This is a genomic window from Pseudomonas sp. MDT1-16, assembly GCF_054898115.1.
Genome location: NZ_CM142717.1, coordinates 4104867 through 4128962, shown reverse-complemented (window position 1 = coordinate 4128962; position 24096 = coordinate 4104867). Strand labels below are relative to the sequence as shown.

Sequence of the window (24096 nt, the reverse complement as noted above, 5' to 3'; positions counted from 1 at the left end):
GAGTGATGGGCGCACAGTGGAAGGTTAAACACAAAGAAGCGGCGTCTAACGCCAAGGGCAAGATCTTCGGCAAACTGGTGAAGGAAATCACCATTGCTGCCCGTAACGGTGCCGATACTGCCACCAACGCACACCTGCGTCTGGTGGTCGAGCAGGCCAAGAAAGCCTCGATGCCCAAGGAAACCCTGGATCGCGCGATCAAGAAAGGCGCGGGCCTGTTAGGCGAAACCGTGCAATACCATCGCGTGACCTATGAAGGCTTCGCACCGCATCAGGTGCCGCTGATCGTCGAATGCGTGACCGACAACATCAACCGTACCGTCGCTGAAATCCGCGTCGCGTTCCGCAAAGGCCAATTGGGCGCTTCCGGCTCGGTGACCTGGGACTTCAACCATGTGGGCATGATCGAGGCCTCGCCGGACAGCCCGGATGCCGATCCGGAAATGGCCGCCATCGAAGCCGGCGCCCAGGATTTCGAGCCGGGCGAAGAAGAGGGCACGACCCTGTTCCTGACCGAGCCTGCGGACCTGGATTCGGTACAGAAAGCCCTGCCCGAGCAAGGTTTCACCGTGCTGTCGGCCAAGTTGGGTTATCAGCCGAAAAACCCGGTCAGCGGTCTGAGCGATGAGCAGATGGCTGAAGTCGAAGCCTTCCTCGAAGGCCTCGATAACCACGATGACGTGCAGGACATGTTTGTCGGGTTGGCGGGTTAAACCGCTTCGAGCGTGTGATGACGTGTGGCGAGGCCCCTCGCCACAGGTTTGTGTTGGCTTCCAGTGGTTGAAGCCAATACCGTCAGTGCCTGAACAAGCTCGCTGAACCCCGGTCGCGTCAGCACCTGCGGCTGACAGCAGCGCTGCTGCAACTGCTCCAGCTGCGCACGACCTTCATCGCTCAGCCCCGAGTCGATCCGCTCCAACAATTCCCCCAGCAAAACACCAAACGCCCGCACCTCGATCCGTTGCAGCGCACGGCTTTCAAGGCTGTCCGAGGTGGCATGGAAAGACGCCGCGCCAAAATCCCCCAGCAGGCAATCACCGTGCTCGTTCCACAAAATGTTATGGCCGTAGAGGTCGCCGTGGGTGATGCCCTGTTGGTGCAAATGTTCGGCCGCCGAGGCGATGCCAGAGGCGATGCGCAAGGCCACGCCGACGCTGAACCGGGTGTCGTTGGCGTAAACGTCGCGGGTACATGACGCCAGGCTCGGCAGCCCGGACAGATTGCGATAGCTCGGATCGATCAGATGCATCACCAGCCCGGCCTGGGCTTCTGGATGCCCAACGACTCGCCCTTCAATCCGGATCAGGTTGGGGTGGCAACCTGCGGTGATGCAGGCGTTCATTTCGTGCAACGGCGAGCCATCGCTGGTCATTTCGCCTTTGTAGAGTTTGACCGCGACCTGTGTGGCCAGTTGGCCCGGTCGATCCCACATTGCCCGATGAATCACCCCCGACGCGCCTTCGCCCAGTTGCTGCTCCAGGCGCAGTTCGGACCAGGGAATGTGGGGCGTGGCTTCGAGAGCTGCCGCATCGGCTTCGGTCTCCAGCGGGTTACCGGCGTACGCCAGCCAGGTCAGGCTCGGCAGGGACAGCAGCCACTCGGGCAACTCGGTCAACCGATTGGCGGCGATGCGGATCAGTTCGAGTCGATGGCAATGACGCAAGCTCTCCGGCAAACGTTGCAAGCGGTTGCCAGCAAGCATGAGTTTTTGCAGGTGCGGGCGTTCACCCAGCTCGGTGGGCAGCTCAGTGATGCCGTTATCGGTCAGGATCAGCCAGCGCAACAACGGTGGCAGGGCGGCGCCTGGCACGCGCTCGATGCGGTTGGCCTTGAAGCCGACCATCGTCAGTGCGGCGCATTGGCCCAGGCAGTCGGGCAGCTCGGTGAACAGATTGTCCGAACAAAACAGCACGCGCAAACGGGTCAGGCGGTGCAAATCGTCCGGCAGGCTGCTCAAGGCATTGCCACTGAGGTTGAGGACTTCCAGCGAGTCCGCCAGGTCGAAGATTTCTCGCGGAAACTCCGTCAGGCCGCCGGTGAGGTCCAGGCGGGTGATGCCCGACAGTTGGCCGGCGCGCAGTTGGGCAAGAGTATCCATGAACAGATCCACTATTGATCGAGAGGAGGCGCGGGGGCCATAGAAAGGGCGACATGATAGCCGGAAAAGTGTGGTGTCTGTCAGGCAGGGTTTTCAGCGCATCGGGCTGATCGCGATGACTGAACATCCCTTGGTGCAGTTGCGCAAACAACTCATGAAAATGCAGGCGCTGTTTTTCCGCGACGGGAATGGCCTTGAAAAACCCGTCGAGCAGCCAGCTCTTGCCGCGACCCACGGCGCCATGCACAAACTCGCCAGCCCCCCAACCTGTAGCAGCTGCCGAGCCAGCGAGGCTGCGTTCGGTTCGGGCCGCGTTCGGACGAAGCAGTCGTAAAACCAAACACCGCGGTCATTCAGGTAAACCACAGGGAATGGATGGGCGACTGCTGTGCAGCCGAACGCAACCTCGCAGGCTCGGCAGCTGCTACATCGATTGCGTTCCTGCTGAAAGTTATGGGGTGTTTGTCAGTTACCGCTCGATACTGCGATTCCACCGTGCATTCCACGCCGGGCGCTGTTCGTTGACCTGATCCCAATCGATTGCAATGGCCGTGGTCAGGTACTGTTTCATCGCCTCGACCTGACCGCGCGTCTTGTCGGTGGTCGGGGTAGTGGGGTTGGACGGGATCTGGTCGCCGTCTTCAAGCGCGGCGGCCTGGGCGTCAGGCGTCAGCAAGAAGGCGGCGAGTTTCTGCGCCAGTTCCGGTTGGGTGTTGTTAGCGATGGTGCATTCGGCAACGTTGAGCACCACGGCACCTTCCTTCGGCTGCGCATACTCCACCGGCATGCCCTTGAGTTTCAGAGCGGTGACCTGGGTCGGCGTGAGCGGGAACAGCGCCGCTTCGTCGGTCTGGAGCATTTCGGAGATCTTCGCCGAGCTCGGGATGTACTCCAGCACGTTGCGCCCGACAGTATTCGGCCAGGCTTTGAACCCCGGCTCGACGTCGGTTTCGCTGCCGCCCTGAATCCGGTTGAACATGAGGAAACCGTGCAGGCCGAAGGTCGAGGAGGCCATCGACTGGAACACCAGTTTGTCCTTGAAGCGCGGGTCGGCCATGTCCATCCACGAGGTCGGCGCGGTCCAGCCTTTCTCCTTGAACAACCGCGTGTTGTACGCCAGCCCGGTCACGCCGAGGCTGACCGCCACCGCTTGATCCTTGATGCGGCCCTTGGCCGGAATCTGCGCCAGCGGTGCGCTGTCTTCGAGTTTGTCGCACAGCCCCATGGCGATGGCGCGGTACATGATGCCGTCGTCGAGGAACATCACGTGCATCTGCGGGTTGCCTTTGCTGGCCTGGACCTTGGCCAGAATATCGGCGGAGGTGCCGGGCACAATCACCACGTTGACGTTGTTGGCCTTCTCGAAAACCGGCAGCACCTTGTCGGCGTAGAGCCGCTCCATGGTCCCGCCGTTCATGCCCAGATAAAGCGTCGGTTCGGCCTGGGCCTGGGTGACCGGGAGCAGGGCGCCCAAGCTAGAAAAACTAAGCCATGACAAACCGAGCAGTGCACTGCGTTTGACGTTATTCATTGGCGCGACCTTCCTCTATCAAGCTACGGAGATGGAGTGAAACCGGGTGATGGAAAACGCATCCAGCGACGTTTTTGCGGCGCCGCTGCAGATGATGTCGGTGAGCGCCTGGCCCACCGCAGGCCCGATCTGAAAGCCCGCACCGGCAAAGCCGAACGCGTGCAATAGACCGGGTCGAGTGCCACTGTGGCCGATCACCGGTTGGCGATCGGGCAGATAACCTTCGGTGCCGCTCCAGGTGCGAATCGCCTGGGCGCCTTCGAGAAACGGGTAGAGCTCGACGGCCTGACGCAGGATTTCGATCACCGCGTGCTGACCGGGCCGGGCGCGGGCGTCGTCGAGGGCAAAACCCTGGCCACCGCCCAACACGCAATTGCCGCGCGCGACCTGACGGGCATAGATACCGCCGCCCTCGACCCCGGTGCTGGCATTCATTACCAACGGTAACGGCTCGGTGACCAGCATCGCCGGGTGTCCGGCGTGCATCGGCACCGGTTCGCCGAATTGTGCTGCCAGGCTGCCGGCCCACGCGCCGGCGCAGTTCAGCAGCCAGGGAGCGTGCAGTTCGAGACCGGTTTGCGTGCTGACGCGAAAGCGCTGATCGTCGTGTTCTACCGCCGCCACCGGGCATTGTTCATGGACCTGCGCGCCATGCCGACGCGCCGCCCGGGCAAACGCCGGGGAGACCAGTCGCGGATTGGCGTGACCGTCATCGGGGCAAAACGAGGCACCGACCGCCACCTCGCCGACCCACGGAAAACGTGCACGCAATTCACTGCGCTCGAGCACCTGCAAATCGAGGCCAAAGCCCTGACTGCCGGCGGCATAGTCTTGCAACGCATGCAGATCGCTGAGGCTGCGGGCCAGTTTCAGGTGGCCACTGCGTTGATACTCGCCGTCGATGCCAATCAGCTGCGGTAGCTGCCCCCAGATGTCGTGCGCCCGTTGCGACAGCGGCAGTTGCGACAGTGGTCGCCCCTGACGCCGCACGCCGCCGTAGTTCACGCCGCTGGAATGCGAACCGCAAAAATCCCGCTCCAGCAGTGCGACGCGACGCCCGGCCTTGCTCAAAAAGAGAGCGGCCGAGGCACCGACAATGCCGCCGCCAATGATGACGGCATCGACCTCGATCATGATTCGACCTCCAGGCCAAACGGTAGCGGTTTGATCGGGGCCTGAGCCCGCAGTCGACCGATGTCGGACACGGATCGCTGGCTTTCGCAGGCAATGATTTCCGCGGCGGCGGCGCCACACATCCGGCCTTGGCAACGGCCCATGCCGACCCGGCAATGGGCCTTGACCCGGTTGATTTCCCAATGGCCCTCGCGCACGACTTGGCGGATGTCACCGGCCTGCACTTCTTCGCAGCGGCAGATCATCAAGTCATTCGGTGCATCGGCGGCCCAGTTCTCGGGAAAGACGAAGGCCCGTTCCAGGCCTTGGCGGAAGGTATCGATCCGTCCCAGCGCCCGTTCCAATTGCGCACGACGTTGCGCCGGGATCAGGTAACCGATGTCCTCCAGCAATGCCAGGGCGGCGCGTTCGCCGGCCATTTCCGCAGCATCGGCGCCCATGATGCCGGCGCCGTCACCGGCCAGGTAAACCTCGGTGACACTGCTGCGACCGGCGCTGTCACGTTGCGGCAGCCAGGCGCGGTTGATCGGGTTCCAAGTGAACTCACAGCCGAGCAAATCGGCGAGTTGGGTTTCACTGCGCAGGCCGTGGGCGAAGGCGACGGCGTCGCAATCGAGTTGCTGTTCAGCTTTTGAGTTGGACCAGTTCAACGACTGCACACGTTGTTCGCCATTGATGCGTTTCAGGATTGCGCCCTGATATACCGGGATGCCGTGGGCGGTCAGCCAGCTGCGGTAATAAATGCCTTTTGCCAGCGTGGACGGTTGCGAGAGCAGGCCGGGCAGGGCGCGGGCCTGGGCGCTGAACGGCGAACTGTCGAGCACCGCGACCACCTTGGCGCCGGCCTTGGCGTATTGATAAGCCACCAGGTACAGCAACGGACCACTGCCGGCTAACACCACGCGTTCACCGATGGCGCAGCCTTGAAACTTGAGGGCGATCTGCGCCGCGCCGAGGCTGTAAACCCCCGGAAGGGTCCAGCCCGGTACCGGCAAAATCCGGTCGGTTGCGCCCGTGGCGACGATCACTCGGGAGAACGCCAGCCGTGCGGCGCGACCCTCATGCAAAGTGTCGAGCGCGCCGTCCTCGGCGTTCCATACCAAGGTCTCGGGACGGTAATCGAGTTGCTCGCGCAGCGCGTCGATCGTCTGGTGCAACACACTGGCCTTGCCGGCTTCGAAGCCATACAACTTGTCCGGTGAACGCTTGAAGTTTGCCGGTTGCCGCCGATAAATCTGTCCGCCACCACGCGCTGCTTCGTCCAGAAGGACAGGTCGAATGCCATGGGCAACCAGTGTCTGCGCTGCACGAATACCGGCCGGACCGGCACCGATGATGACCACCGAAGGTTCGCTCATAAATGTCGCCCCGGTTCGCGGCTGATCTGCTGGCCGGCTTCGAGCAACGTTGAGCAGGCGCGCACCCGTCGGCCATCGCCCAGTCGAACCCAGCAGTCCTGACAGGCACCCATCATGCAAAACCCGGCGCGGGGTTCGGCGCTGAAGTCGCTGCCGCGCAAGTGGTCGCTGCAGGTCAGCACCGCCGTCAGCAAGGTGTCGCCGAGCAGGCCGGTGGCCGGTTGGCCGTCGAGGGTAAAGTCCAGGGCCGGGCGGTCGCCTTCGGCCAGTCGTTTCAGCAGAGCCATGGCGCCCTCATTGTTTGCCCACCAGAACCCGATCGAGACCGTAGACCCGATCAAGCAGAATCATCGTCAGCGCGGTCAGCGCAATCACCAGTGCCGACACCGCTGCCATCATCGGATCGATGGATTCGGTGGCGTACACGTACATGCGCACCGGCAGGGTTTGCGTGGCCGGCGAGGTGACGAAGATCGACAGCGTGACCTCATCGAAACTGTTGATGAACGCCAGCAGCCAGCCACCGGCGACCCCCGGCAGAATCATCGGCAAGGTGATTTCCCGGAACAGCGTGAAGCGCCCGGCACCGAGCGATTGCGCGGCGTGTTCGGCGCTGCGATCCAGGCCGATGGCCGACGCCAGCACCAGTCGTAACACGTACGGTGTAATCACCAGCACGTGGGCGAAGATCAGCCAGGCAAAGCTGCCGTTGACGCCCATCAGCGCAAACAACCGCAGCAGCGCCACGCCGAGCACCAGGTGCGGAATGATGATCGGCGACAGGAACAGACCGTTGAAAAAGTCCCGACCGGGGAACTCGAACCGCGTGATCGCCAGCGCCGCCGGCACCGCAATCAGCGTCGCCAGACTGGCGGCGCAGAACGCCAGGATCAGGCTGTTGTAGAACGCATCGACAAAGTCTGCACGCTCGAACACTGCGCGAAACCAGCGCAGGGAAAACTCCGTGGTCGGCAGGCTCAGGGTGTTTTCCGGGGTGAAGGCCACGAGGCACACCACCACCAGCGGCGCCAACATAAACAGCACCACCAGGGTATGGAATAGCAGGGCGAAAGGACCGTTCTTGGACATGACGAGTTATCCCAATGACTTCTTGTAGCGGCCTTCGATCATCCGGTTCCACGACAGCATGATCAGCAGGTTGAGCAACAGCAGGGCCACGGCGATGGCCGCGCCCATCGGCCAGTTGAGCTCCGACAGGTACTGGTCGTAGATCAGCGTGGCGACCATTTTCAGTCGGCGTCCGCCGAGCAGGCCGGGAATCGCAAACGAACTGGCGGCGAGACCGAACACGATCAACGTGCCGGAGAGCACGCCGGGCATGATCTGGGGCAACACCACTTGGCGCATCACGGTGAAGTGGCTGGCGCCGAGGGACATCGCGGCCTGCTCGGCGGCCGGATCGAGTTTTTGCAACGAGGTCCAGACCGGAATAATCATGAACGGCAGCATCACGTGGACCAGCGCGATCACCACCGCAAACGGTGTGTAAAGCAATTTCATCGGCGAGCCGCCGAAGGCTTGCAGGGTCTGGTTGACCAGGCCGTCGGCACCCAGCAACAGGCTCCAGCCGAAGGCACGCACCACCACTGAAATCAGCAACGGGGTTAGGATCAGAATCAGGAAAATCGAGCGCCACGGTGCGCCCATGCGGCTGAGGATGTAGGCCTCGGGCACGCCGATCACCACGCAGAGCAGGGTGGTCAGGGCGCTGATCCACATCGTGCGCAGAAAGATTTCGTAGAAGTACGGGTCGCCCAGCAGGCTGCTGTAGTGGTCGAGGGTGTAGGCGTCGCCGTTGATCCCAGAGCTGTAGTCGAAAACGTTGAATGACAACACCAAAGTCAGCAGCAGCGGGATAACCAGCAACCCAAGGTACAAGGTCAGGGCCGGAGTCGACAGCCAATAGCCCTGGCGTCCTTGGCGAATGGCGGCAAGCGTACTCATGCCGGCACCTCGTCGACACTCAGCACCCGCAACAACGTCGCGTCCCAATCGAGCCCGACCGCCGTGCCTTCGGTCAGCGGTGCCGAACCGTCGTTGCGGCGCACCACGCTGAGTTCGCCCAGGGTCGTCGATACGCCGTACAGCCATTGGCTGCCGAGAAAGAAGCGACTGACGATATTGCCTTGCAGCCGGCCATGGCCTGCGTCGCGCAAATCGATTTTTTCCGGGCGCAGACTCAGGGTCAGTTCGCCGTCACCGCGACTGCACACCTGAACGCCACCGGCGCTGTCCCGCTCGCCGGGCAGCAGATTGGCCTTGCCGACGAAACCGGAAATAAATTCGGTGCGCGGGTGTTCGTAGAGGGTGTAGGGCGCGTCGATCTGGGTGATACGCCCAGCCTGCATCACCACCACCCGGTCGCTGATAGACAGCGCTTCGGACTGGTCATGGGTGACCATCAGCGTGGTGATCCCGACTTCGCGCTGGATGCGGCGGATTTCGAACTGCATCTCTTCGCGCAGGTTGGCGTCGAGGTTGGACAGCGGCTCATCAAGCAGCAGCACCGGGGGCTCGATCACCAGGGCTCGAGCCAACGCAACACGTTGACGCTGGCCGCCGGAGAGTTCTCGCGGGTAGCGCTCGGCATGCGGGTTCAGACGCACCAGTTTCAGCACCCGGTCCACCCGCTGCTGCAACTCGGCACCGGGCACTTTGCGCATGCGCAGGCCGAAGGCGACGTTGTCTTTCACGGTCATGTGCGGGAACAGCGCGTAACTCTGGAACACCACGCCCAAGCCGCGGCTGGCGGGTTTGGCGTGGGTGATGTCACGACCGTCCAGCAGAATGCGTCCGCTGCTGACTTCGACGAAGCCGGCAATCATTTGCAGAGTGGTGGTTTTGCCGCATCCAGAGGGGCCGAGCAAGGATACGAACTCGCCTTTCTCGACCGAGAGGTTGGTGGCAACGACGGCGTCGATCTCGCCGTAACGTTTGCCGAGTCCTTCAAGTTGCACAAAAGCCATAACTGCGCTCCACCTGGGATTGTTATGCGCGGCCTGAGGTCGCGCTTTTTTGTATGGGCAGATACGAAAAGATGTTGCGGGGGCGTTGACGCTCGACTTGGGTCGGCTGCCGCTGTTGTTCGAATCGCCCCTGTATGGACGCAGAGTAGGACGAAGAATAGGATGGGCTCAATGGTCTATTTCACTGAAGCGATGGCTATTTTCAGTTTCATTCGGTGAGTAAATTAATAATCGAGAATACCCATGACAGATTCCATTGAGCGGAATGAAAGCAAAAGTGATGTCGGTGTTGGCGCGGTCTCCAGACTGTTTGCCGTGCTGCGCAGCCTGGGTGACAGCGTCGAGGGCGGGGAGCGGGTAACGCAACTGGCCCAGCGCATTGGCCTGTCGCAACCGACCACGCACCGATTGCTGCGCAGCCTGATGGATGAAGGCATGGTCGAGCAGGATGCGCGCAGCAAACGCTATCGCTTGAGTCTGGAGTTTTTCGCCCTGGCGGCTCGTGCCGGGAATACCGGAAACCTGCGCGAACTGGTGCGTCCGGCGCTGCTGCGGCTGTCGGCGTCGTTGGGGGATTCGTTGTTTTTGCTGGCGCGCAGTGGTTTTGATGCGATCTGCCTGGACCGCAGCGAAGGGCCGTTTCCGATCCGCACGTTTACCGGAGACATCGGCGGGCGCGTAGCACTGGGTGTGGGGCAGGGCAGCCTGGCGATTCTGGCGTTTTTGCCGGAGGAAGAACGGGATACGGTGATTCACTACAACTTGCCGAGGCTCAAGGATTTTCACCTGTACGACGAGGTGTTCCTGCGTTCGGAAGTCGAGAATGTGCGCAAACTGGGTTACGCCGGGCGCAACACGGGCGTGTTGCAGGGCATGGCCGGGGTGGCCGTGCCGATTCTGGATCGTGAAGGGCGGGCAGTGGCGGCGTTGAGTGTGGCGACCGTGAGTGATCGGCTGGGGCCGGATCGCTTGCCGACGGTGGTCGAAATGCTCAAGCGCGAAGCGGCGCTGATCGGGCCGCGGATCAATCCGTTCGATCCGTTGCTGCGCCGGCCGTCCCAAGTATTTGGGCAGGGCTGACCCCTACGTCGATCGTTCCCACGCAGAGCGTGGGACCGATCGGTAGCAAGGTCAGAACTGGACGGTTTGTTTGAGCAACTGCGCCGCCGGCGTATCGGTCGGGCTGACCATCGCGTAGTTATACCCGCCCCCCGACCAGTACTCGGCCTGCAACTCGCCATCGCTGCGACTACCCCTCGGCAACAGGTAGTTTTTCGGTCCCGGTGGGCGGACGTAGAAGCTGACTTTATGGCCGCTTTGATCTTCATAGACCACCATCGCCGCCGGCCCTTGCTCGGTGCTGAGCAAGCGTCCGCTGACCGGTTTGAAACCGGCGCCCGAGAGGTCAGGCAAGCGATTGGCTTGAGTGAAATAGCGGTCGAGCCAACCCTGCATGTCACCGTCATCGCTGATTGTGTAATCGGCCGGCAAGATGCCTTGCTGGGCAATCAGACGATAGGCCTGCAGGGCATCGGTCATCGGCGGCGTGGCACTGATGAGCATCATCTCCCGGGCTTGCCAACCGCTGAGCGCGCCGACGCTGACCGCGATCAGCAACACGGCGGCGCTGGCCAGGTGGCGGCGAGATTGTCGTTTGAGGCGTTGGCGAATCAGCGCCGGGTCGAGGTTCAGGTTGGCCGGTTGCTGCAGGGCGCCGCTCAATGCCGCGCGCAATTGCTGGGCGTCCTGCTGCCAGGCACGCACGTGTGCAGCCACTTCAGCGTTGCTGGCCAGGAAAGTCTCCACCAGACGTCGGTCGGCATCGCTGAGTTGATGGTCGACGTAGGCGTGCAGGTCACGCTCGCTTGGGGGCATGCTGATCATTTGAGTCTCCGCAGAGAAGGGCGAGTGATTTCGCCGTCGCTGAGTTGGCGCAAGGCCTGGCGGGCACGGGACAGGCGGGACATCACGGTGCCCGTGGGGACGTCGAGAATCTCGGCGACCTCTTTATAACTCAAGCCTTCCACCGACACCCAAAGGAGTAACGCGCGTTGTTCGGTGGTGAGCTGGTCGAACGCTTGCAGCGTCGATTGGGCGATTACGGTGCGCTCCACCGATGGCTGTGTATCGTCGCGCCCGGTAATGAATTCGAGCATCCGCGCATAACGCCGGGAGCGTCGGTGGGCATCGAGAAACTGGCGATAAAGAATCGAAAACAGCCAGGCGCGCAAGTCGCCCTCGGGGCGTTTGTCGCCCCAACTCGACAGCGCGCGTTCAAGGCAAGACTGCACCAGATCGTCGGCGCTGCTGGGGTTGCGCGTCAACGACACGGCAAACCGGCGCAATCTGGGAATGATTTCTCTCAGTTGTTCGTCGATATCGTTCATGAAGCTCTGACTAGTCACTACGCTGTGGACTAGGAAGACGCCCGGCAGTCGAGGTTATTCCACGCCTGAAAAAATAAATACCGCGCGATGGAATAAACCGCCGTGGGGTTCGTCTGCTTGATCCTTCTCACTTGTGGCCGATGGCCCTGGAGTCTTTCATGGTAGATCGCTCATCACCGCCAACCCGGCCACCCTTGAGTGCCGCGAGCCTGATATTCCGTCTGGCTGGCATTGCCGTGGTCGTCGCCGCCCTGGCCGGGGCTTTTGCCTACGTCAACGGCACCTTTGACCCACAGCGTCTGACGCCGAAAAAGCTGATCAATGTGCTGGAGACCAACAACGGGGTGCACCCCGGCTTCCGGCGTAATCATTCCAAAGGCGTGTGCGTCATCGGGCATTTCGAGAGCAGCAGTGAGGCGCGCAGTTTTTCCAGTGCTCAGGTGTTCAACGAAGCGCGGACCCCGGTGGTCGGGCGTTTCGCATTACCGGCCGGCAATCCTTATGCGCCGGACAACAGCGTGCCGATCCGTAGTCTGGCGCTGCGTTTCACCCAGGCCAACGGCCAGCAGTGGCGCACCGGGATGAACAGCATGCCGGTGTTCCCGGTGGGCACGCCCGAGGCGTTCTACCAATTGCAACAAGCCCAGTCGCCGGACCCGGCCACCGGCAAACCGAACCCGGCTGCCGTGCCAGCGTTCTTCGGTTCGCATCCGGAAGCTGGACCGTTCCTGGCCTGGATCAAAACCGCCAAGCCGTCGGCCAGTTACGTGACGGAAACCTACAACAGCGTCAATGCGTTTTACCTGGTAAACGCTGCGGGACAACGACAGGCGGTGCGCTGGAGCATGGTGCCAGTGGCTCAGGATGCAGCGGGTGCTTCGGCGCCTGAAGGGGGTGATTTCCTCGAGAAAGACTTGATTCAGCGTATTTCCGCAGGGCCGCTGCGTTGGCAGCTGAACATCACGCTGGCCAACCCTGGTGATCCGGTCAACGACGCCAGTAAAGCCTGGCCCGACGGTCGCAAAGTGTTGAACGCCGGCACCCTGGTCCTCGAAAGCACTCAGCCGCAACTCAATGGCGAATGCCGTGACATCAACTACGACCCGCTGGTACTGCCTGCCGGCATAGAAGGTTCCGACGACCCGTTGCTCGCCGCTCGTTCAGCGGGTTACGCCACTTCCTACTTGCGCCGCACCAGCGAAGTCAGCCAGTTGCCCTCTGCTAATAAACAGGAGACTCGTCAATGAGCGCTCAACCGAACCACTTCGCGCCTTTAGCGCGACTCCTGCATTGGCTGATGGCGCTGATGATCATTGCGATGCTGTTTATCGGCGCGGGCATGGTCGCCTCGGTATCCGAGCGCCGTGAGTGGCTGATCCATCTGCACAAACCCTTGGGCGTTGCGATTCTGCTGCTGGTGATCGTGCGTCTGGGCGTGCGTTTTTCCACTCGACAGCCACCGCTGCCGGAGGATCTGCCAGGTTGGCAAGTGCTGGCGGCCAAGGCTTCACATGTTTTGTTGTACGCCTTGATGCTGGTCCTGCCGCTGCTGGGCTGGGCGATGATTTCGGCGGCGGGGGATCCGGTCATGCTCAGCAGCTCGTTGCAGTTGCCATCGATCCTGCCCGCGAATGCGCAGGTGTTTGCGTTCCTGCGCAAGGCTCACGGGTATCTGGCGTATTTGCTGTTCTTGACGGTGCTGCTGCATTTGGCGGCGGCGTTGTTTCACGGTTGGGTGCGCCGCGATGAGGTGCTGGACAGCATGTTGCGGGGGAAGGATCGCGGATGACCCTCTGTAGCAGCCTTCGGCAGCTGCTACATGGATCTGGCAATCAGCGCAGAGTGTTGACCATGTCCGCGACGGTGGTCAGCACATCCTTGCCCAACTGCTTCGAGCGCTTGCCGGACCAGCCGGTCAGCACATTAGGTGCATCGTTGTTGTCCTTGAACGGCATTTCCAGGGTCAGCGACAGGCAGTCGAATTTCTCGCCGACGCTGTTGCACGCCAGGGTCATGTTGGCTTTGCCCGGCTCGTCGCGGGTGTAGCCGTGCTTGGTCTGGAAGTCCTTGGTCAGGTGCTTGAGATGGCTGCGGAAATGCTCTTCGAGTTTTTCGATCCGCGGCGTGTAGCCTGGGTTGCCTTCGCAACCGGCGGTGAACACATAGGGGATCTCTTCATCGCCGTGGATGTCGAGGAACAGGTCCACGCCGTACTGTTCCATTTGCTGCTGAACGAACAGCACTTCCGGGCTGACTTCCTGGCTGGCACTCTGCCAGGCGCGGTTCAGGTCCTGGCCCATGACGTTGGTGCGCAGGTGACCGTGGAAAGCGCCGTCCGGGTTCATGTTAGGCACCAGGTACAGGTCGGCGCTGGCCAGCAATTTGCTCAGTACAGGATCGTCGTGCTTTTCCAGACGTTCAATCACGCCTTCCATGAACCACTCGGCCATGTGTTCGCCGGGGTGTTGCTGGGCGATGATCCAGACCTTGCGTTGACCTTCGGCACCCGTGCCTTTACGCAGCAGCTGGATGTCCCGGCCTTCGACGCTCTTGCCGGTGGCCAGCAGTTCGGTGCCGGCCTTGGCCAGCGCCTGCTCGATCAACCAGTCATGGCGACCGCGGCTGTAGGGTTCGAAGTAAGCAAACCAGGCGTGGGTGGCGGTGGCTTCAAGGCTGAAGCGCAGGCAGTCACCTTCGAATATGGTCGGCACCCGGAACCAGTTGACGTGGTCGTAGGACGCGACCGCCTGATAACCATCCCAGGCTTTGTTGTACGAAGACTTGCTGGCATTGTTCAGACGAAACCAGTGTTCCTGACCGACGTGCAGGCCGCTGGCCTTGAAGTGGAACCACTGAAAGTGCTGGCTGCGGGTGTCCGGCTGGATGGCCAGCAGAGCTTGCAACGGATTGCTGATGTCCAGCACTTCAATGTTGCCACTGTCGAAGTTGGCACTGATGTCGAAAGAGGATTTAGCCACGGCCATAGTCGATTCCTGAATATGATTTTCTGGCTGCTACTTTACACGCTGGGAAGGGAAAAACCGGGGGGAATTCTGAGGTGACGCGGGGGTGTCCTCCTTGACGCCGACGCAGCTTAGAGACTGTGCGATTGATTCTCAAGTGCTACTTTTGATTGGTTTGGGCCAATGATGCCGGGCTTCTCTTGCCAACGGATATTCTTTTGATATCATCCGCGCCATCGAATTTGCAGCACCTAAAGACTTCATTAGCCTGAAGGCAAAGCCAGAATAACTGGCAAAAAAAAGACCCGGCAAAAAGCCGGGTCAAAAACCGTGATTAGCCTGATGAGGAGAGAGTCCAGGAGACCGACCTAAGGTCACTTGGACAATCGACTGATCTCGCGACCAGCTGCATGCAATAATAATCATTCTCGTTTGCAAGTCAAATTTTTTTGTCTGCACGATTGGGAAATTCTTTCCCGTCCTCCTCGTAAGCACCCTCGTCTCACTCGTTCTGATCGCCCTCCAGGGATCGATCCACCATTGCCTTGGCCATGTCGATCATGTGTACCGTCGAAAACGCCAGGTCGCGGTTTGCGCCGTGCAAATTGCTGGCTGATTCGTACGCGGTGGCGGCGGCACAACGCAACAGATCCGAAGCATGGACCAGCGCCTCTTCGCAGCTGATGTTGCGGTTCACGTCAAAGAAACGTTCTTCGACCACTTCCTCTGAAACAGTTGGTTTCAAGTAATAGTCCAACGCGCGTTGCGCGGCGGCAGAGCCTTTGGGCGAGGTGAGGCTGGTATCGATTTGCATGTCTGGCAGGTCGTTGCAGGGGATGGACATGGCGATGGCGAGCTCCGTGATAGATTCAGATCCGTGAACCCATCCTAGTACGTACTGTATTTATGACGAGAGTTTAAATACTACAATTTGTGTTTTGATGGTCGGAGTCCCCCACGTATCGTGCCGCACATGGATAAATGGATTGAATTGGTCAAGGCCAAGATGAGTGAACTCAAAGTCACTCAAGATGAACTCGCAGATCGCCTCGGGATGTCCCAGGGCGGCGTCGGCCACTGGCTGAACAAACGCCGCGATCCCGGCGTCGTCAACATGAACCGTGTGTTGAAGGCGCTGGGCATGGACTTTCTCGAAGTGGCGCTGGTGATCCGCGAACCACTCATCTTGGAAGAGGAGGAGATACCTCTGGCGCTGAAGTACAACCCGTACTTCCGCTACCCGGTCAGTGACTGGAAGGAGCCGGCGCAGCTGCGCGATGGTGAGCTGACGGTGTATCGCAAGGAGGAACGCTTCGAGCTGACCGACTACCACGCCCAGGGCCCGGCCTTCTGGCTGAATGTGGTGGGCGATGCGATGACCGCGCCCACGGGTATCAGCATTGCCGAGGGCATGATGATCCTGGTGGACCCGGCCATCGTGCCGGAACCCGGAAAACTGGTGATCGCCCAGTGGCCGGACAGCGCCGAGGCGACCTTTCGCAAGCTGATCGAAGAGGGCGGGCAGCGTTACCTGGTCCCGCTCAATCCGACCTATCCGAAAGCCCTTTACACCGAAGAGTGCCGAATTATCGGCGTAGTGGTTCAGGCAACCGCCAAATTCTAATCAGATCGGTCCTCGCAAGACGTAGGACCGATCTTCATTTCACGCTTCTTCCAACTCAATCAACGCACTGCCTTCACTGACCATCTCGCCTTCCTGGCAATACAGCGCCTTGATCACCCCGGCGTGTGGCGCACGAATGCTGTGCTCCATCTTCATCGCTTCCAGCACCACCAGTTGCGCCCCGGCTTCGACCGTTTGTCCGGCTTCCACCAGTACCCGCACGATGCTGCCATTCATGGGCGCGGTCAGCCCGCCCTGATGGCTGTGACTGGCCTCGACGGCACTGATCGGGTCGTAGGACTCGATGCGGCGCAATTCACCTTCCCACTGCAGATACAGAACGTCGCCACGGCGGATTGCCCGATGCTGGCGGCGCAGGCCGTTGTGCTCGGTCAACAGTTGCTCGCCCTTGAAATGTGCCAAGCAGGTGTCGCCAAAAGTCAGCGCCCGGTCTTGTCCTTCGCTGCTCAAATGCAACGTGATTTCGCGCGGCAGTCCGGCTCGGAAACCGTTACTGATACCCCAAGGCGAACTCAGGTCATCGGCACGGGTCGCGTTCGGCTGGCTCTGGGCAAACGCCTGGGCGGCGGCTTGCCAGAACTCGTCACTGAGGTCCGCGGCAGCGGGCAGCAGTTCTTCCTGATAACGCGGAATGAACCCGGTATCCAGTTCGGCCGCAGCGAACGCCGGATGGCCGACTATCCGGCGCAGGAAGTTGATGTTGGTCTTGAGCCCGCCAATGGCAAACTCATCGAGCATGCTCAGCAGCCGCAGTCGCGCCTGTTCACGATCCTCGCCCCAGGCAATCAGTTTGCCGAGCATCGGGTCGTAGAACGGCGAGATCTCGTCGCCTTCTTCGACACCGCTGTCCACCCGCCGTCCCGGACCCTCCGCGGATTCGCGATAGAGCTCCAGTCGGCCGGTAGCCGGCAGGAAATCATTGCCCGGGTCTTCGGCATACAAGCGCACTTCGATGGCATGGCCGATCAGCGGAACCTCGGCTTGAGTCATCGGCAGCGCTTCGCCGCGGGCCACACGAATCTGCCAGGCCACCAGATCGAGGCCGGTGATGGCTTCGGTGACCGGGTGTTCGACCTGCAGGCGCGTGTTCATCTCCATAAAGAAGAATTCGCCCCGTGCATCCAGCAAAAACTCCACGGTGCCAGCGCCGACATAGCCGATGGCTTGCGCCGAACGCACGGCCGCTTCGCCCATGGCGCGACGCAGTTCCGGGCTCAAGCCAGGAGCGGGTGCTTCTTCAACGACTTTCTGGTGCCGACGCTGAATCGAGCAGTCCCGTTCGTTGAGGTACAGGCAGTTGCCATGCTGGTCGGCGAAGACCTGGATTTCCACGTGACGCGGTTTGAGCAGGTACTTCTCCACCAGCATCCGCGAATCGCCGAACGACGATTGCGCTTCACGCTGAGCCGAGGCCAGGGCTTCGGCCAATTGACTGACGTCCTCGACCACTTTCATGCCTTTGCCGCCGCCACCGGCAGTCGCCTTGAGCAACACCGGATAACCGATGTGTTCGCAAGCGTCGCGGAAGGTGTCGAGGTCCTGCGCCTCGCCGTGGTAACCAGGCACCAATGGCACGCCGGCGGTTTCCATCAAGGCTTTGGCGGCGGATTTGCTGCCCATCGCGTCAATGGCCGAGGCGGGCGGGCCGAGGAAGATCAGGCCCGCTTCTTCGATGGCGCGGGCGAACCCGGCGTTCTCGGACAGAAAGCCATAACCCGGATGAATCGCCTGAGCGCCGCTGGCCTTGGCGGCGGCGATCAGTTTGTCGATTTGCAGGTAACTGTCAGCAGCTTTGCTGCCACCGAGGTCGACGCGGATATCCGCTTCGCGGCTGTGCCGGGCTTCACGGTCAGTGGCGCTGTGCACGGCCACGGTGGTCAGGCCCAAGGCCTTCGCGGTACGCATCACCCGGCAAGCGATTTCGCCGCGGTTGGCCACCAGCAGGGTGGTGAGAACAGGTGCGCTCATCAACGCGACTCCTTGGTGGTGGTTGCGGCTTGCCAGCTCGGCGGACGTTTTTGCAGAAAGGCCCGCAGGCCTTCCTGGCCTTCAGGGCTGACGCGGATGCGGGCGATGGCGTTTTCGGTGTAGCGCCGCAGCGCCGGGGTCAGCGCGCCGTGGCCGACTTCACGCAGCAAGTCCTTGCTGGCACGCATGGCGGCCGGGCTGTTGAGCAGCAAGTTGTCGATCCATTGCTCGACGTTCAGTTCCAGCTCAGCGATCGGATAACTCTCCGACAACAAGCCGATTTCCCGTGCTCGTTGTCCGCCGAAACGCTCGGCGGTCAGCGCGTAGCGCCGTGCCGCGCGTTCGCCGATGGCTTGCACCACGAACGGGCTGATCACCGCCGGCGCCAGGCCGATGCGCACTTCCGACAGGCAGAACTGCGCGTCGTCGGCGCCGATGGCCATGTCGCAGCAACTGATCAGGCCCAACGCGCCACCGAATGCAGCGCCTTGCACCACCGCCAGCGTCGGGACTTTGAGCTTGGCGAGGTTGTACATCAACTCCGCCAGTTCCCGGGCGTCGTCGAGATTGGTGTGGTAATCGAGTTCGGCCGACTGCTGCATCCAGGCAAGGTCTGCGCCGGCGCTGAAATGCTTGCCGCGCCCACGCACCAGCAGAAACCGCAGACTGGCATCGCTCGACACTTTGTCCAGCGCGAGGATCAGTTCGCGGATCATTTCGGCGTTGAAGGCGTTGTTCTTTTCTTCACGGCTGAGCCACAGAGTCGCAAAACCCCTTGGATCGCTCAGCAGTTCGAGGGTGTTGAAGTCGCTCATGATTTTCTCCCGATCACATCCGAAACACGCCGAAGCGGCTCTGTTCGACAGGCGCATTCAGCGACGCCGACAAGGCCAGGGCCAATACATCGCGGGTTTGCGCCGGGTCGATGACGCCGTCGTCCCACAACCGGGCGCTGGAGTAGTAGGGATGACCCTGTTCTTCATACTGGTCGAGGATCGGTTGCTTGATCTCGGCTTCCTGCTCGGCACTGAAACTGTGGCCACTGCGCTCGGCCTGCTCGCGTTTAACCTGCACCAAAACACCCGCGGCTTGCTCGGCGCCCATCACACCGATCCGCGCATTCGGCCACATCCACAGGAAACGCGGATCGTAAGCCCGGCCGCACATACCGTAGTTACCGGCGCCGAAGCTACCGCCGATGATCACCGTGAATTTCGGCACCTTGGCGCACGCCACGGCGGTCACCAGTTTGGCGCCGTGCTTGGCGATGCCGCCGGCCTCGTATTTCTGGCCGACCATGAAACCGGTGATGTTTTGCAGGAACAGCAGCGGAATGCCGCGCTGACAGGCCAGCTCGATGAAGTGCGCGCCTTTCTGCGCGGCTTCGGCGAAGAGGATGCCGTTGTTGGCGAGGATCGCGATCGGGTAACCGTGCAAGTAGGCAAAACCGCAAACCAATGTCGTCCCGAACAGCGCCTTGAACTCGTCGAACACCGAACCGTCCACCAACCGCGCGATCACTTCGCGCACGTCGAACGGCTGCTTGGCGTCCGCCGACACCACGCCGTACAACTCGTCGCTGTTGTAGAGCGGGGCGATGGGCGTGCGCTGTTGCACTTCGCCGAGTTTGCGCCAGTTGAGGTTGGCGATGCTGCGCCGCGCAATGGCCAAGGCGTGTTCATCACTCTCGGCGTAATGGTCGGCCACCCCGGAAATCTTGCAGTGCACATCGGCCCCGCCGAGGTCTTCGGCGCTGACCACTTCACCGGTCGCGGCTTTCACCAGCGGTGGGCCGGCGAGGAAAATGGTTGCCTGTTCGCGGACCATGATCGCTTCGTCCGCCATGGCCGGCACGTACGCGCCACCAGCGGTGCAGGAACCCATGACCACCGCGATTTGCGGAATGCCCATGGCGCTCATGTTGGCCTGGTTGAAGAAGATTCTTCCGAAGTGCTCACGGTCCGGGAACACTTCATCCTGACGCGGCAGGTTGGCGCCGCCGGAGTCCACCAGGTAGATGCACGGCAAGCGGTTCTGCTGGGCGATGGTTTGCGCGCGCAGGTGTTTTTTCACGGTCAGCGGGTAGTACGAGCCGCCTTTCACGGTGGCATCGTTGGCGACGATCATGCATTCGACGCCTTCCACACGGCCGATCCCGGCAATCACGCCAGCGGCCGGCACGTCTTCGCCATACACCTTGTAGGCCGCCAATTGGCTGATCTCGAGAAACGGCGAACCCGGATCGAGCAAGCGATTGATCCGCTCACGGGGCAGCAGTTTGCCCCGCGAGGTGTGGCGCTCTTGAGCTTTCGGGCCGCCACCTTGCTGCACTTGCGCGAGCAGGGTGTGCAGGGCGTCGACCTGTTTGAGCATTGCCGCGCTGTTGGCCGCGAACTCCGCCGAACGGGGGTTGAGCTGGGTATGCAGAATAGCCATGGACAGCTCCGTTTAGCGGGTTTCGTTGAACAGTTCGCGACCGATCAGCATGCGACGGATCTCACTGGTGCCGGCGCCGATTTCGTACAGCTTGGCGTCACGCAGCAGACGCCCGGCCGGGAATTCGTTGATGTAGCCGTTGCCACCGAGAATCTGAATCGCGTCGAGGGCCATTTGTGTGGCGCGTTCGGCGCTATAAAGGATCACACCGGCGGCATCCTTGCGGGTGGTTTCGCCGCGTTCGCACGCTTGCGCTACCGCATAAAGGTAGGCACGGCTGGCATTGAGTTGGGTGTACATGTCGGCGACCTTGCCCTGGATCAGCTGGAATTCACCGATGCTTTGGCCGAACTGCTTGCGGTCGTGGATGTACGGAACGATGAGGTCCATGCAGGCCTGCATAATCCCGGTCGGGCCGCCGGACAGAACAACGCGTTCGTAATCGAGGCCGCTCATCAGCACCTTCACGCCGCCATTGAGCACGCCGAGGATGTTTTCTTCCGGCACTTCGACGTCATCGAAGAACAGCTCGCAGGTGTTTGAACCGCGCATGCCGAGCTTGTCGAATTTGTTGCTGCGGCTAAAGCCTTTGGAATCACGTTCAACGATGAACGCGGTGATGCCGTGAGGCCCTTTTTCCAGGTCAGTCTTGGCGTAGATCACGTAGGTGTTGGCGTCAGGGCCGTTGGTGATCCAGGTTTTGCTGCCGTTGAGGACGTAGTGATCGCCGCATTTGTCGGCGCGCAGTTTCATCGACACCACGTCGGAGCCGGCATTCGGTTCGCTCATGGCCAGGGCGCCAATGTGCTCGCCGCTGATCAGCTTCGGCAGGTATTTGGTTTTCTGCTCGTGATTGCCGTTGCGGTTGATCTGGTTGACGCAGAGGTTGGAATGCGCGCCGTAGGACAGGGCGACCGAGGCCGAACCACGGCTGATTTCTTCCATGATCACCACGTGGGCCAGGTAACCCAGGCCAGCGCCGCCATACTCTTCCGGCACGGTGACGCCCAGCAGGCCCATGTCACCGAATTTACGCCACAGGTCGGCGGGGAAGAGGTTGTCGATGTCGATCTGAGCGGCGCGTGGTGCGATCTCTTTGGCGACGAAGGACTGAACCTGATCACGCAGCATGTCGATGGTTTCACCGAGGGCAAAGTTCAGGGATGGGTAGCTCATGGGTCACCTTTTGGCTTTTTTGTAGGGTAGGGAGGGCAGTGATTTGGCTCTCACCTTTACGTTAACGTAAGCCTGTGACGGATGGCTGTCAATCACCCTTTACGTTAACGTCAACTTGAGCGACTGTAGGAGCAAAGCTTGCTCGCGAAGAACGATAACGCGGTCGTATAGTTACACCGCAGTGCTCCCATCGCGGGCAAGTCGGATCGCCGCACCGCTCGCTCCTACAATAAAGACAATAGGGGTCGTCATGGATCAACCCAGTGCAAGCCCGCCGCGCAGCTATACCCGTGGTGCCCAGGACAAAGCCTTGCTGGCGATGACCATCGGCCAGGCATTCGATAATACCGTCGCGCAGTATCCGACCGGGGAGGCGCTGGTCGTGCGCCATCAACAGTTGCGGTACACCTGGAAGCAACTGGCCCAAGCCGTGGACCTGCATGCCAAAGCGCTGTTGGCGCTGGGTTTGCAGACCGGTGATCGTCTGGGTATCTGGGCACCGAACTGCGCCCAGTGGTGTATCAGCCAGTTCGCCAGCGCGAAAATCGGCGTGATTCTGGTCAACATCAACCCGGCCTATCGCAGTTCCGAACTTGAATACGTGTTGAAGCAATCCGGTTGCCAATGGCTGGTTTGCGCAGGCGCTTTCAAGACCTCCAACTATCACGGGATGCTGCAAGGCCTCATTCCCGAGCTGGCTGAGCAATCCATCGGAAAGTTGCAAAGCGAACGACTGCCAGAGCTGCGTGGTGTCATCAGTCTAGATGCACAGCCGCCATCGGGTTTCCTGCCATGGTCGCAATTAGCTGATCTCGCGAGGAGCGTGTCGACAGAGCAGTTGAGCGAACGTCAGGACAGTCTGCATTTCGACCAGGCGGTAAACATCCAGTACACCTCCGGTACCACCGGTTTTCCGAAGGGCGCGACCCTCAGTCACTACAACATTCTCAACAACGGTTACATGGTCGGCGAAAGCCTCGGGTTGACCTCGAGTGATCGTCTGGTCATCCCGGTGCCGCTGTATCACTGCTTCGGCATGGTCATGGGCAACCTCGGTTGCATGACCCACGGCAGCACCATGATTTACCCCAACGATGCCTTCGATCCGCTGCTGACCCTGACCACTGTCGCCGAAGAAAAGGCCACTGCACTCTACGGTGTGCCGACGATGTTTATCGCCATGCTCGATCAACCCAAACGCGCCGATTTCGATCTGTCGAGCCTGCGTACCGGGATCATGGCCGGGGCGACGTGTCCGATCGAGGTGATGCGCCGGGTCATCAGTGACATGCACATGAGCGAAGTGCAGATTGCCTACGGCATGACGGAAACAAGTCCGGTGTCGTTGCAGACCGGTCCGTCAGACGAACTGGAATTGCGCGTCACCACCGTCGGCCGCACCCAGCCGCAACTGGAAAGCAAGATCATCGACGAGGCGGGCAACCTGGTGTTGCGGGGCACTGTCGGTGAACTGTGCACGCGCGGTTACAGCGTGATGCTCGGTTACTGGAACAACCCGCAAGGCACCGCGGAAGCGATCGACCAGGCCGGCTGGATGCACACCGGTGATCTGGCGAGCATGAACGACGAAGGCTACGTGTGCATTGCCGGGCGTAACAAGGACATGATCATCCGCGGCGGTGAGAACATTTACCCACGGGAATTGGAAGAGTTTTTCTTTACCCACCCGGCGGTAGCCGATGTGCAGGTGATCGGGATTCCGTGTTCGCGTTATGGCGAAGAGATTGTCGCCTGGATCAAATTCCATCCGGGCCACAGCGCCACCGAGCAGGAGCTGCAAGCCTGGTGCAAGGAACGCATCGCGCACTTCAAGACACCGCGTTACTTTAAGTTCGTCGAGGAATTTCCGATGACGGTGACGGGGAAAGTTCAGAAGTTTCGAATGCGCGAGATCAGTATCGAGGAGCTGCAAACCAATACCATCTGACGATAATCCCCTGTGAGAAGCGAGCTCGCTCCCACAGAGGACGGCGCTGGAAATTACAAACGCCAGAAAGCACAAAGGGGAGCCGAAGCTCCCCTTTAATTTTGTCGTTGCGCGTGCTCTTTTTTTATTATTGAGGGGCGGTCTGTTTTTGTTTTTAGAAACCGTGACCCTTTACCGCTGTTTTTGTCGATCCCCATCCGGGATCAAGAGCAAACGTATTTTTTTGAGCGCTGATCTACTTTTTCGCTAAGCGATCCAACCAGTTCGGGAGCTACCTGAAGGTAGTTTTATTGTTCTCTGCCCGGTTGCGGGTTACTCCGAAAAGCACCCTGAAAAGCACATCCTCTCCAAAAAAATCTGTTAGCTGCGTCTCTGCCGTGTTGTTTTTGTTATGTCAGAGTCGTTACGTCTTATTTTTATTAGGTTTGCCGCTTTTTTTGTTCTTGTTATGCAATAGAGATAGCA

Annotated in this window: 22 protein-coding genes and 1 pseudogene; 6 read left to right on the top strand and 17 right to left on the bottom strand. The window is 60.7% G+C overall.

All coding sequences use genetic code 11. The features are described 5' to 3' along the window. The first annotated feature begins 5 nt into the window (after positions 1–5). The gene (locus ACYZT3_RS18920; RefSeq protein ID WP_462030461.1) at positions 6–713 is read left to right on the top strand and encodes a YebC/PmpR family DNA-binding transcriptional regulator; all 708 of its coding nucleotides are present in this window, start codon (positions 6–8) and stop codon (positions 711–713) included. Here ACYZT3_RS18920 and ACYZT3_RS18915 read toward each other — a convergent pair. From ACYZT3_RS18915 to ACYZT3_RS18875, 9 genes and pseudogenes are all read right to left on the bottom strand, one after another. Further along, entirely contained in the window at positions 710–2098 is a 1389-nt protein-coding gene (locus tag ACYZT3_RS18915; protein ID WP_462030460.1) for a leucine-rich repeat-containing protein kinase family protein, read from the bottom strand. The two genes, ACYZT3_RS18920 and ACYZT3_RS18915, sit on opposite strands and share 4 nt — an antisense overlap. A gap of 79 nt (positions 2099–2177) precedes the next feature. Beyond that, positions 2178–2354: pseudogene (zapE, locus tag ACYZT3_RS18910) on the bottom strand (AFG1/ZapE family ATPase); the annotation flags it as partial. A 213-nt stretch (positions 2355–2567) separates the two neighbouring features. After that, positions 2568–3629 carry an ABC transporter substrate-binding protein gene (locus ACYZT3_RS18905; protein ID WP_462030459.1) on the bottom strand — a complete coding sequence of 354 codons (1062 nt, stop codon included), beginning with the start codon at positions 3627–3629 and terminating at the stop codon, positions 2568–2570. An 18-nt stretch (positions 3630–3647) separates the two neighbouring features. Continuing rightward, positions 3648–4763, bottom strand: a complete 1116-nt coding sequence (locus ACYZT3_RS18900; RefSeq protein ID WP_462030458.1) for an NAD(P)/FAD-dependent oxidoreductase — start codon at positions 4761–4763, stop codon at positions 3648–3650. Then, positions 4760–6121 (bottom strand): FAD/NAD(P)-dependent oxidoreductase, encoded by a 1362-nt coding sequence (locus ACYZT3_RS18895; RefSeq protein WP_462030457.1) that lies wholly within the window; start codon positions 6119–6121, stop codon positions 4760–4762. Before ACYZT3_RS18895 ends, ACYZT3_RS18900 begins: the two co-directional genes overlap by 4 nt. Further along, positions 6118–6408, bottom strand: coding sequence for a (2Fe-2S)-binding protein (locus ACYZT3_RS18890; protein WP_282376494.1), 291 nt, complete (start codon positions 6406–6408; stop codon positions 6118–6120). Before ACYZT3_RS18890 ends, ACYZT3_RS18895 begins: the two co-directional genes overlap by 4 nt. Before the next feature lie 7 nt (positions 6409–6415). Next, complete coding sequence (locus tag ACYZT3_RS18885; RefSeq protein WP_056740278.1) at positions 6416–7210, bottom strand: ABC transporter permease; 795 nt, start codon at positions 7208–7210, stop codon at positions 6416–6418. 6 nt (positions 7211–7216) lie between these two features. Then, positions 7217–8086, bottom strand: coding sequence for an ABC transporter permease (locus ACYZT3_RS18880; RefSeq protein WP_282376495.1), 870 nt, complete (start codon positions 8084–8086; stop codon positions 7217–7219). After that, positions 8083–9108 carry an ABC transporter ATP-binding protein gene (locus ACYZT3_RS18875; RefSeq protein ID WP_462030456.1) on the bottom strand — a complete coding sequence of 342 codons (1026 nt, stop codon included), beginning with the start codon at positions 9106–9108 and terminating at the stop codon, positions 8083–8085. Before ACYZT3_RS18875 ends, ACYZT3_RS18880 begins: the two co-directional genes overlap by 4 nt. 243 nt (positions 9109–9351) lie before the next feature. Between ACYZT3_RS18875 and ACYZT3_RS18870 the strand changes: the two genes are divergently transcribed. After that, positions 9352–10188, top strand: coding sequence for an IclR family transcriptional regulator (locus ACYZT3_RS18870; RefSeq protein ID WP_462030455.1), 837 nt, complete (start codon positions 9352–9354; stop codon positions 10186–10188). A gap of 51 nt (positions 10189–10239) precedes the next feature. Here the strand turns inward: ACYZT3_RS18870 and ACYZT3_RS18865 are convergent, their stop codons facing one another. Both ACYZT3_RS18865 and ACYZT3_RS18860 read right to left on the bottom strand, forming a co-directional pair. Next, positions 10240–10992: an anti-sigma factor family protein gene (locus ACYZT3_RS18865; RefSeq protein WP_282376499.1), complete on the bottom strand. Its 753-nt coding sequence runs from the start codon at positions 10990–10992 to the stop codon at positions 10240–10242. Further along, positions 10989–11495: an RNA polymerase sigma factor gene (locus tag ACYZT3_RS18860; RefSeq protein ID WP_462030454.1), complete on the bottom strand. Its 507-nt coding sequence runs from the start codon at positions 11493–11495 to the stop codon at positions 10989–10991. The genes ACYZT3_RS18865 and ACYZT3_RS18860 overlap by 4 nt, the downstream gene beginning before the upstream one ends. A 158-nt stretch (positions 11496–11653) precedes the next feature. Between ACYZT3_RS18860 and ACYZT3_RS18855 the strand changes: the two genes are divergently transcribed. Together ACYZT3_RS18855 and ACYZT3_RS18850 are read left to right on the top strand one after the other, a co-directional pair. Continuing rightward, a complete protein-coding gene (locus ACYZT3_RS18855) occupies positions 11654–12742 on the top strand; it encodes a catalase family peroxidase (RefSeq protein ID WP_282376501.1) in 1089 nt (362 codons plus the stop codon). Next, positions 12739–13284, top strand: coding sequence for a cytochrome b (locus ACYZT3_RS18850; protein ID WP_282376502.1), 546 nt, complete (start codon positions 12739–12741; stop codon positions 13282–13284). The genes ACYZT3_RS18855 and ACYZT3_RS18850 overlap by 4 nt, the downstream gene beginning before the upstream one ends. A gap of 43 nt (positions 13285–13327) precedes the next feature. Here the strand turns inward: ACYZT3_RS18850 and ACYZT3_RS18845 are convergent, their stop codons facing one another. Continuing rightward, positions 13328–14479, bottom strand: a complete 1152-nt coding sequence (locus ACYZT3_RS18845) for a M14 family metallopeptidase (protein ID WP_462030453.1) — start codon at positions 14477–14479, stop codon at positions 13328–13330. Positions 14480–14960: 481 nt separating this feature from the next. Continuing rightward, positions 14961–15302: a DUF6124 family protein gene (locus ACYZT3_RS18840; protein WP_282376504.1), complete on the bottom strand. Its 342-nt coding sequence runs from the start codon at positions 15300–15302 to the stop codon at positions 14961–14963. A gap of 129 nt (positions 15303–15431) precedes the next feature. Between ACYZT3_RS18840 and ACYZT3_RS18835 the strand changes: the two genes are divergently transcribed. Then, positions 15432–16082, top strand: coding sequence for a LexA family protein (locus tag ACYZT3_RS18835; RefSeq protein WP_282376505.1), 651 nt, complete (start codon positions 15432–15434; stop codon positions 16080–16082). Between the two features lie 39 nt (positions 16083–16121). On the opposite strand, the gene ACYZT3_RS18830 is transcribed toward ACYZT3_RS18835, so the two are convergent. Genes ACYZT3_RS18830 through ACYZT3_RS18815 form a run of 4 tightly spaced genes read right to left on the bottom strand, consistent with a single transcriptional unit; the run spans position 16122 to position 21683 of the window. Then, positions 16122–18071: an acetyl/propionyl/methylcrotonyl-CoA carboxylase subunit alpha gene (locus ACYZT3_RS18830; RefSeq protein ID WP_462030452.1), complete on the bottom strand. Its 1950-nt coding sequence runs from the start codon at positions 18069–18071 to the stop codon at positions 16122–16124. Continuing rightward, positions 18071–18886 (bottom strand): gamma-carboxygeranoyl-CoA hydratase, encoded by an 816-nt coding sequence (locus ACYZT3_RS18825; RefSeq protein ID WP_282376507.1) that lies wholly within the window; start codon positions 18884–18886, stop codon positions 18071–18073. The genes ACYZT3_RS18830 and ACYZT3_RS18825 overlap by 1 nt, the downstream gene beginning before the upstream one ends. A 13-nt stretch (positions 18887–18899) precedes the next feature. Beyond that, complete coding sequence (locus ACYZT3_RS18820; RefSeq protein ID WP_282376509.1) at positions 18900–20507, bottom strand: carboxyl transferase domain-containing protein; 1608 nt, start codon at positions 20505–20507, stop codon at positions 18900–18902. A 12-nt stretch (positions 20508–20519) separates the two neighbouring features. Continuing rightward, on the bottom strand, positions 20520–21683 hold the full coding sequence (locus tag ACYZT3_RS18815) for an isovaleryl-CoA dehydrogenase (RefSeq protein WP_282376510.1): 1164 nt from the start codon (positions 21681–21683) through the stop codon (positions 20520–20522). 250 nt (positions 21684–21933) lie between these two features. On the opposite strand from ACYZT3_RS18815, the gene ACYZT3_RS18810 reads away from it, so the two are divergent. Further along, on the top strand, positions 21934–23631 hold the full coding sequence (locus ACYZT3_RS18810) for an AMP-binding protein (RefSeq protein WP_462030451.1): 1698 nt from the start codon (positions 21934–21936) through the stop codon (positions 23629–23631). Positions 23632–24096: the final 465 nt, after the last annotated feature.

What these genes read in the sequence shown, in the direction of transcription:
- ACYZT3_RS18920 (WP_462030461.1), top strand. Translation starts at nt 6, where the DNA reads ATGGGCGCACAGTGGAAGGTTAAACACAAAGAAGCGGCGTCTAACGCC.
- ACYZT3_RS18915 (WP_462030460.1), bottom strand. Translation starts at nt 2,098, where the DNA reads ATGGATACTCTTGCCCAACTGCGCGCCGGCCAACTGTCGGGCATCACC.
- ACYZT3_RS18905 (WP_462030459.1), bottom strand. Translation starts at nt 3,629, where the DNA reads ATGAATAACGTCAAACGCAGTGCACTGCTCGGTTTGTCATGGCTTAGT.
- ACYZT3_RS18900 (WP_462030458.1), bottom strand. Translation starts at nt 4,763, where the DNA reads ATGATCGAGGTCGATGCCGTCATCATTGGCGGCGGCATTGTCGGTGCC.
- ACYZT3_RS18895 (WP_462030457.1), bottom strand. Translation starts at nt 6,121, where the DNA reads ATGAGCGAACCTTCGGTGGTCATCATCGGTGCCGGTCCGGCCGGTATT.
- ACYZT3_RS18890 (WP_282376494.1), bottom strand. Translation starts at nt 6,408, where the DNA reads ATGGCTCTGCTGAAACGACTGGCCGAAGGCGACCGCCCGGCCCTGGAC.
- ACYZT3_RS18885 (WP_056740278.1), bottom strand. Translation starts at nt 7,210, where the DNA reads ATGTCCAAGAACGGTCCTTTCGCCCTGCTATTCCATACCCTGGTGGTG.
- ACYZT3_RS18880 (WP_282376495.1), bottom strand. Translation starts at nt 8,086, where the DNA reads ATGAGTACGCTTGCCGCCATTCGCCAAGGACGCCAGGGCTATTGGCTG.
- ACYZT3_RS18875 (WP_462030456.1), bottom strand. Translation starts at nt 9,108, where the DNA reads ATGGCTTTTGTGCAACTTGAAGGACTCGGCAAACGTTACGGCGAGATC.
- ACYZT3_RS18870 (WP_462030455.1), top strand. Translation starts at nt 9,352, where the DNA reads ATGACAGATTCCATTGAGCGGAATGAAAGCAAAAGTGATGTCGGTGTT.
- ACYZT3_RS18865 (WP_282376499.1), bottom strand. Translation starts at nt 10,992, where the DNA reads ATGATCAGCATGCCCCCAAGCGAGCGTGACCTGCACGCCTACGTCGAC.
- ACYZT3_RS18860 (WP_462030454.1), bottom strand. Translation starts at nt 11,495, where the DNA reads ATGAACGATATCGACGAACAACTGAGAGAAATCATTCCCAGATTGCGC.
- ACYZT3_RS18855 (WP_282376501.1), top strand. Translation starts at nt 11,654, where the DNA reads ATGGTAGATCGCTCATCACCGCCAACCCGGCCACCCTTGAGTGCCGCG.
- ACYZT3_RS18850 (WP_282376502.1), top strand. Translation starts at nt 12,739, where the DNA reads ATGAGCGCTCAACCGAACCACTTCGCGCCTTTAGCGCGACTCCTGCAT.
- ACYZT3_RS18845 (WP_462030453.1), bottom strand. Translation starts at nt 14,479, where the DNA reads ATGGCCGTGGCTAAATCCTCTTTCGACATCAGTGCCAACTTCGACAGT.
- ACYZT3_RS18840 (WP_282376504.1), bottom strand. Translation starts at nt 15,302, where the DNA reads ATGTCCATCCCCTGCAACGACCTGCCAGACATGCAAATCGATACCAGC.
- ACYZT3_RS18835 (WP_282376505.1), top strand. Translation starts at nt 15,432, where the DNA reads ATGGATAAATGGATTGAATTGGTCAAGGCCAAGATGAGTGAACTCAAA.
- ACYZT3_RS18830 (WP_462030452.1), bottom strand. Translation starts at nt 18,071, where the DNA reads ATGAGCGCACCTGTTCTCACCACCCTGCTGGTGGCCAACCGCGGCGAA.
- ACYZT3_RS18825 (WP_282376507.1), bottom strand. Translation starts at nt 18,886, where the DNA reads ATGAGCGACTTCAACACCCTCGAACTGCTGAGCGATCCAAGGGGTTTT.
- ACYZT3_RS18820 (WP_282376509.1), bottom strand. Translation starts at nt 20,507, where the DNA reads ATGGCTATTCTGCATACCCAGCTCAACCCCCGTTCGGCGGAGTTCGCG.
- ACYZT3_RS18815 (WP_282376510.1), bottom strand. Translation starts at nt 21,683, where the DNA reads ATGAGCTACCCATCCCTGAACTTTGCCCTCGGTGAAACCATCGACATG.
- ACYZT3_RS18810 (WP_462030451.1), top strand. Translation starts at nt 21,934, where the DNA reads ATGGATCAACCCAGTGCAAGCCCGCCGCGCAGCTATACCCGTGGTGCC.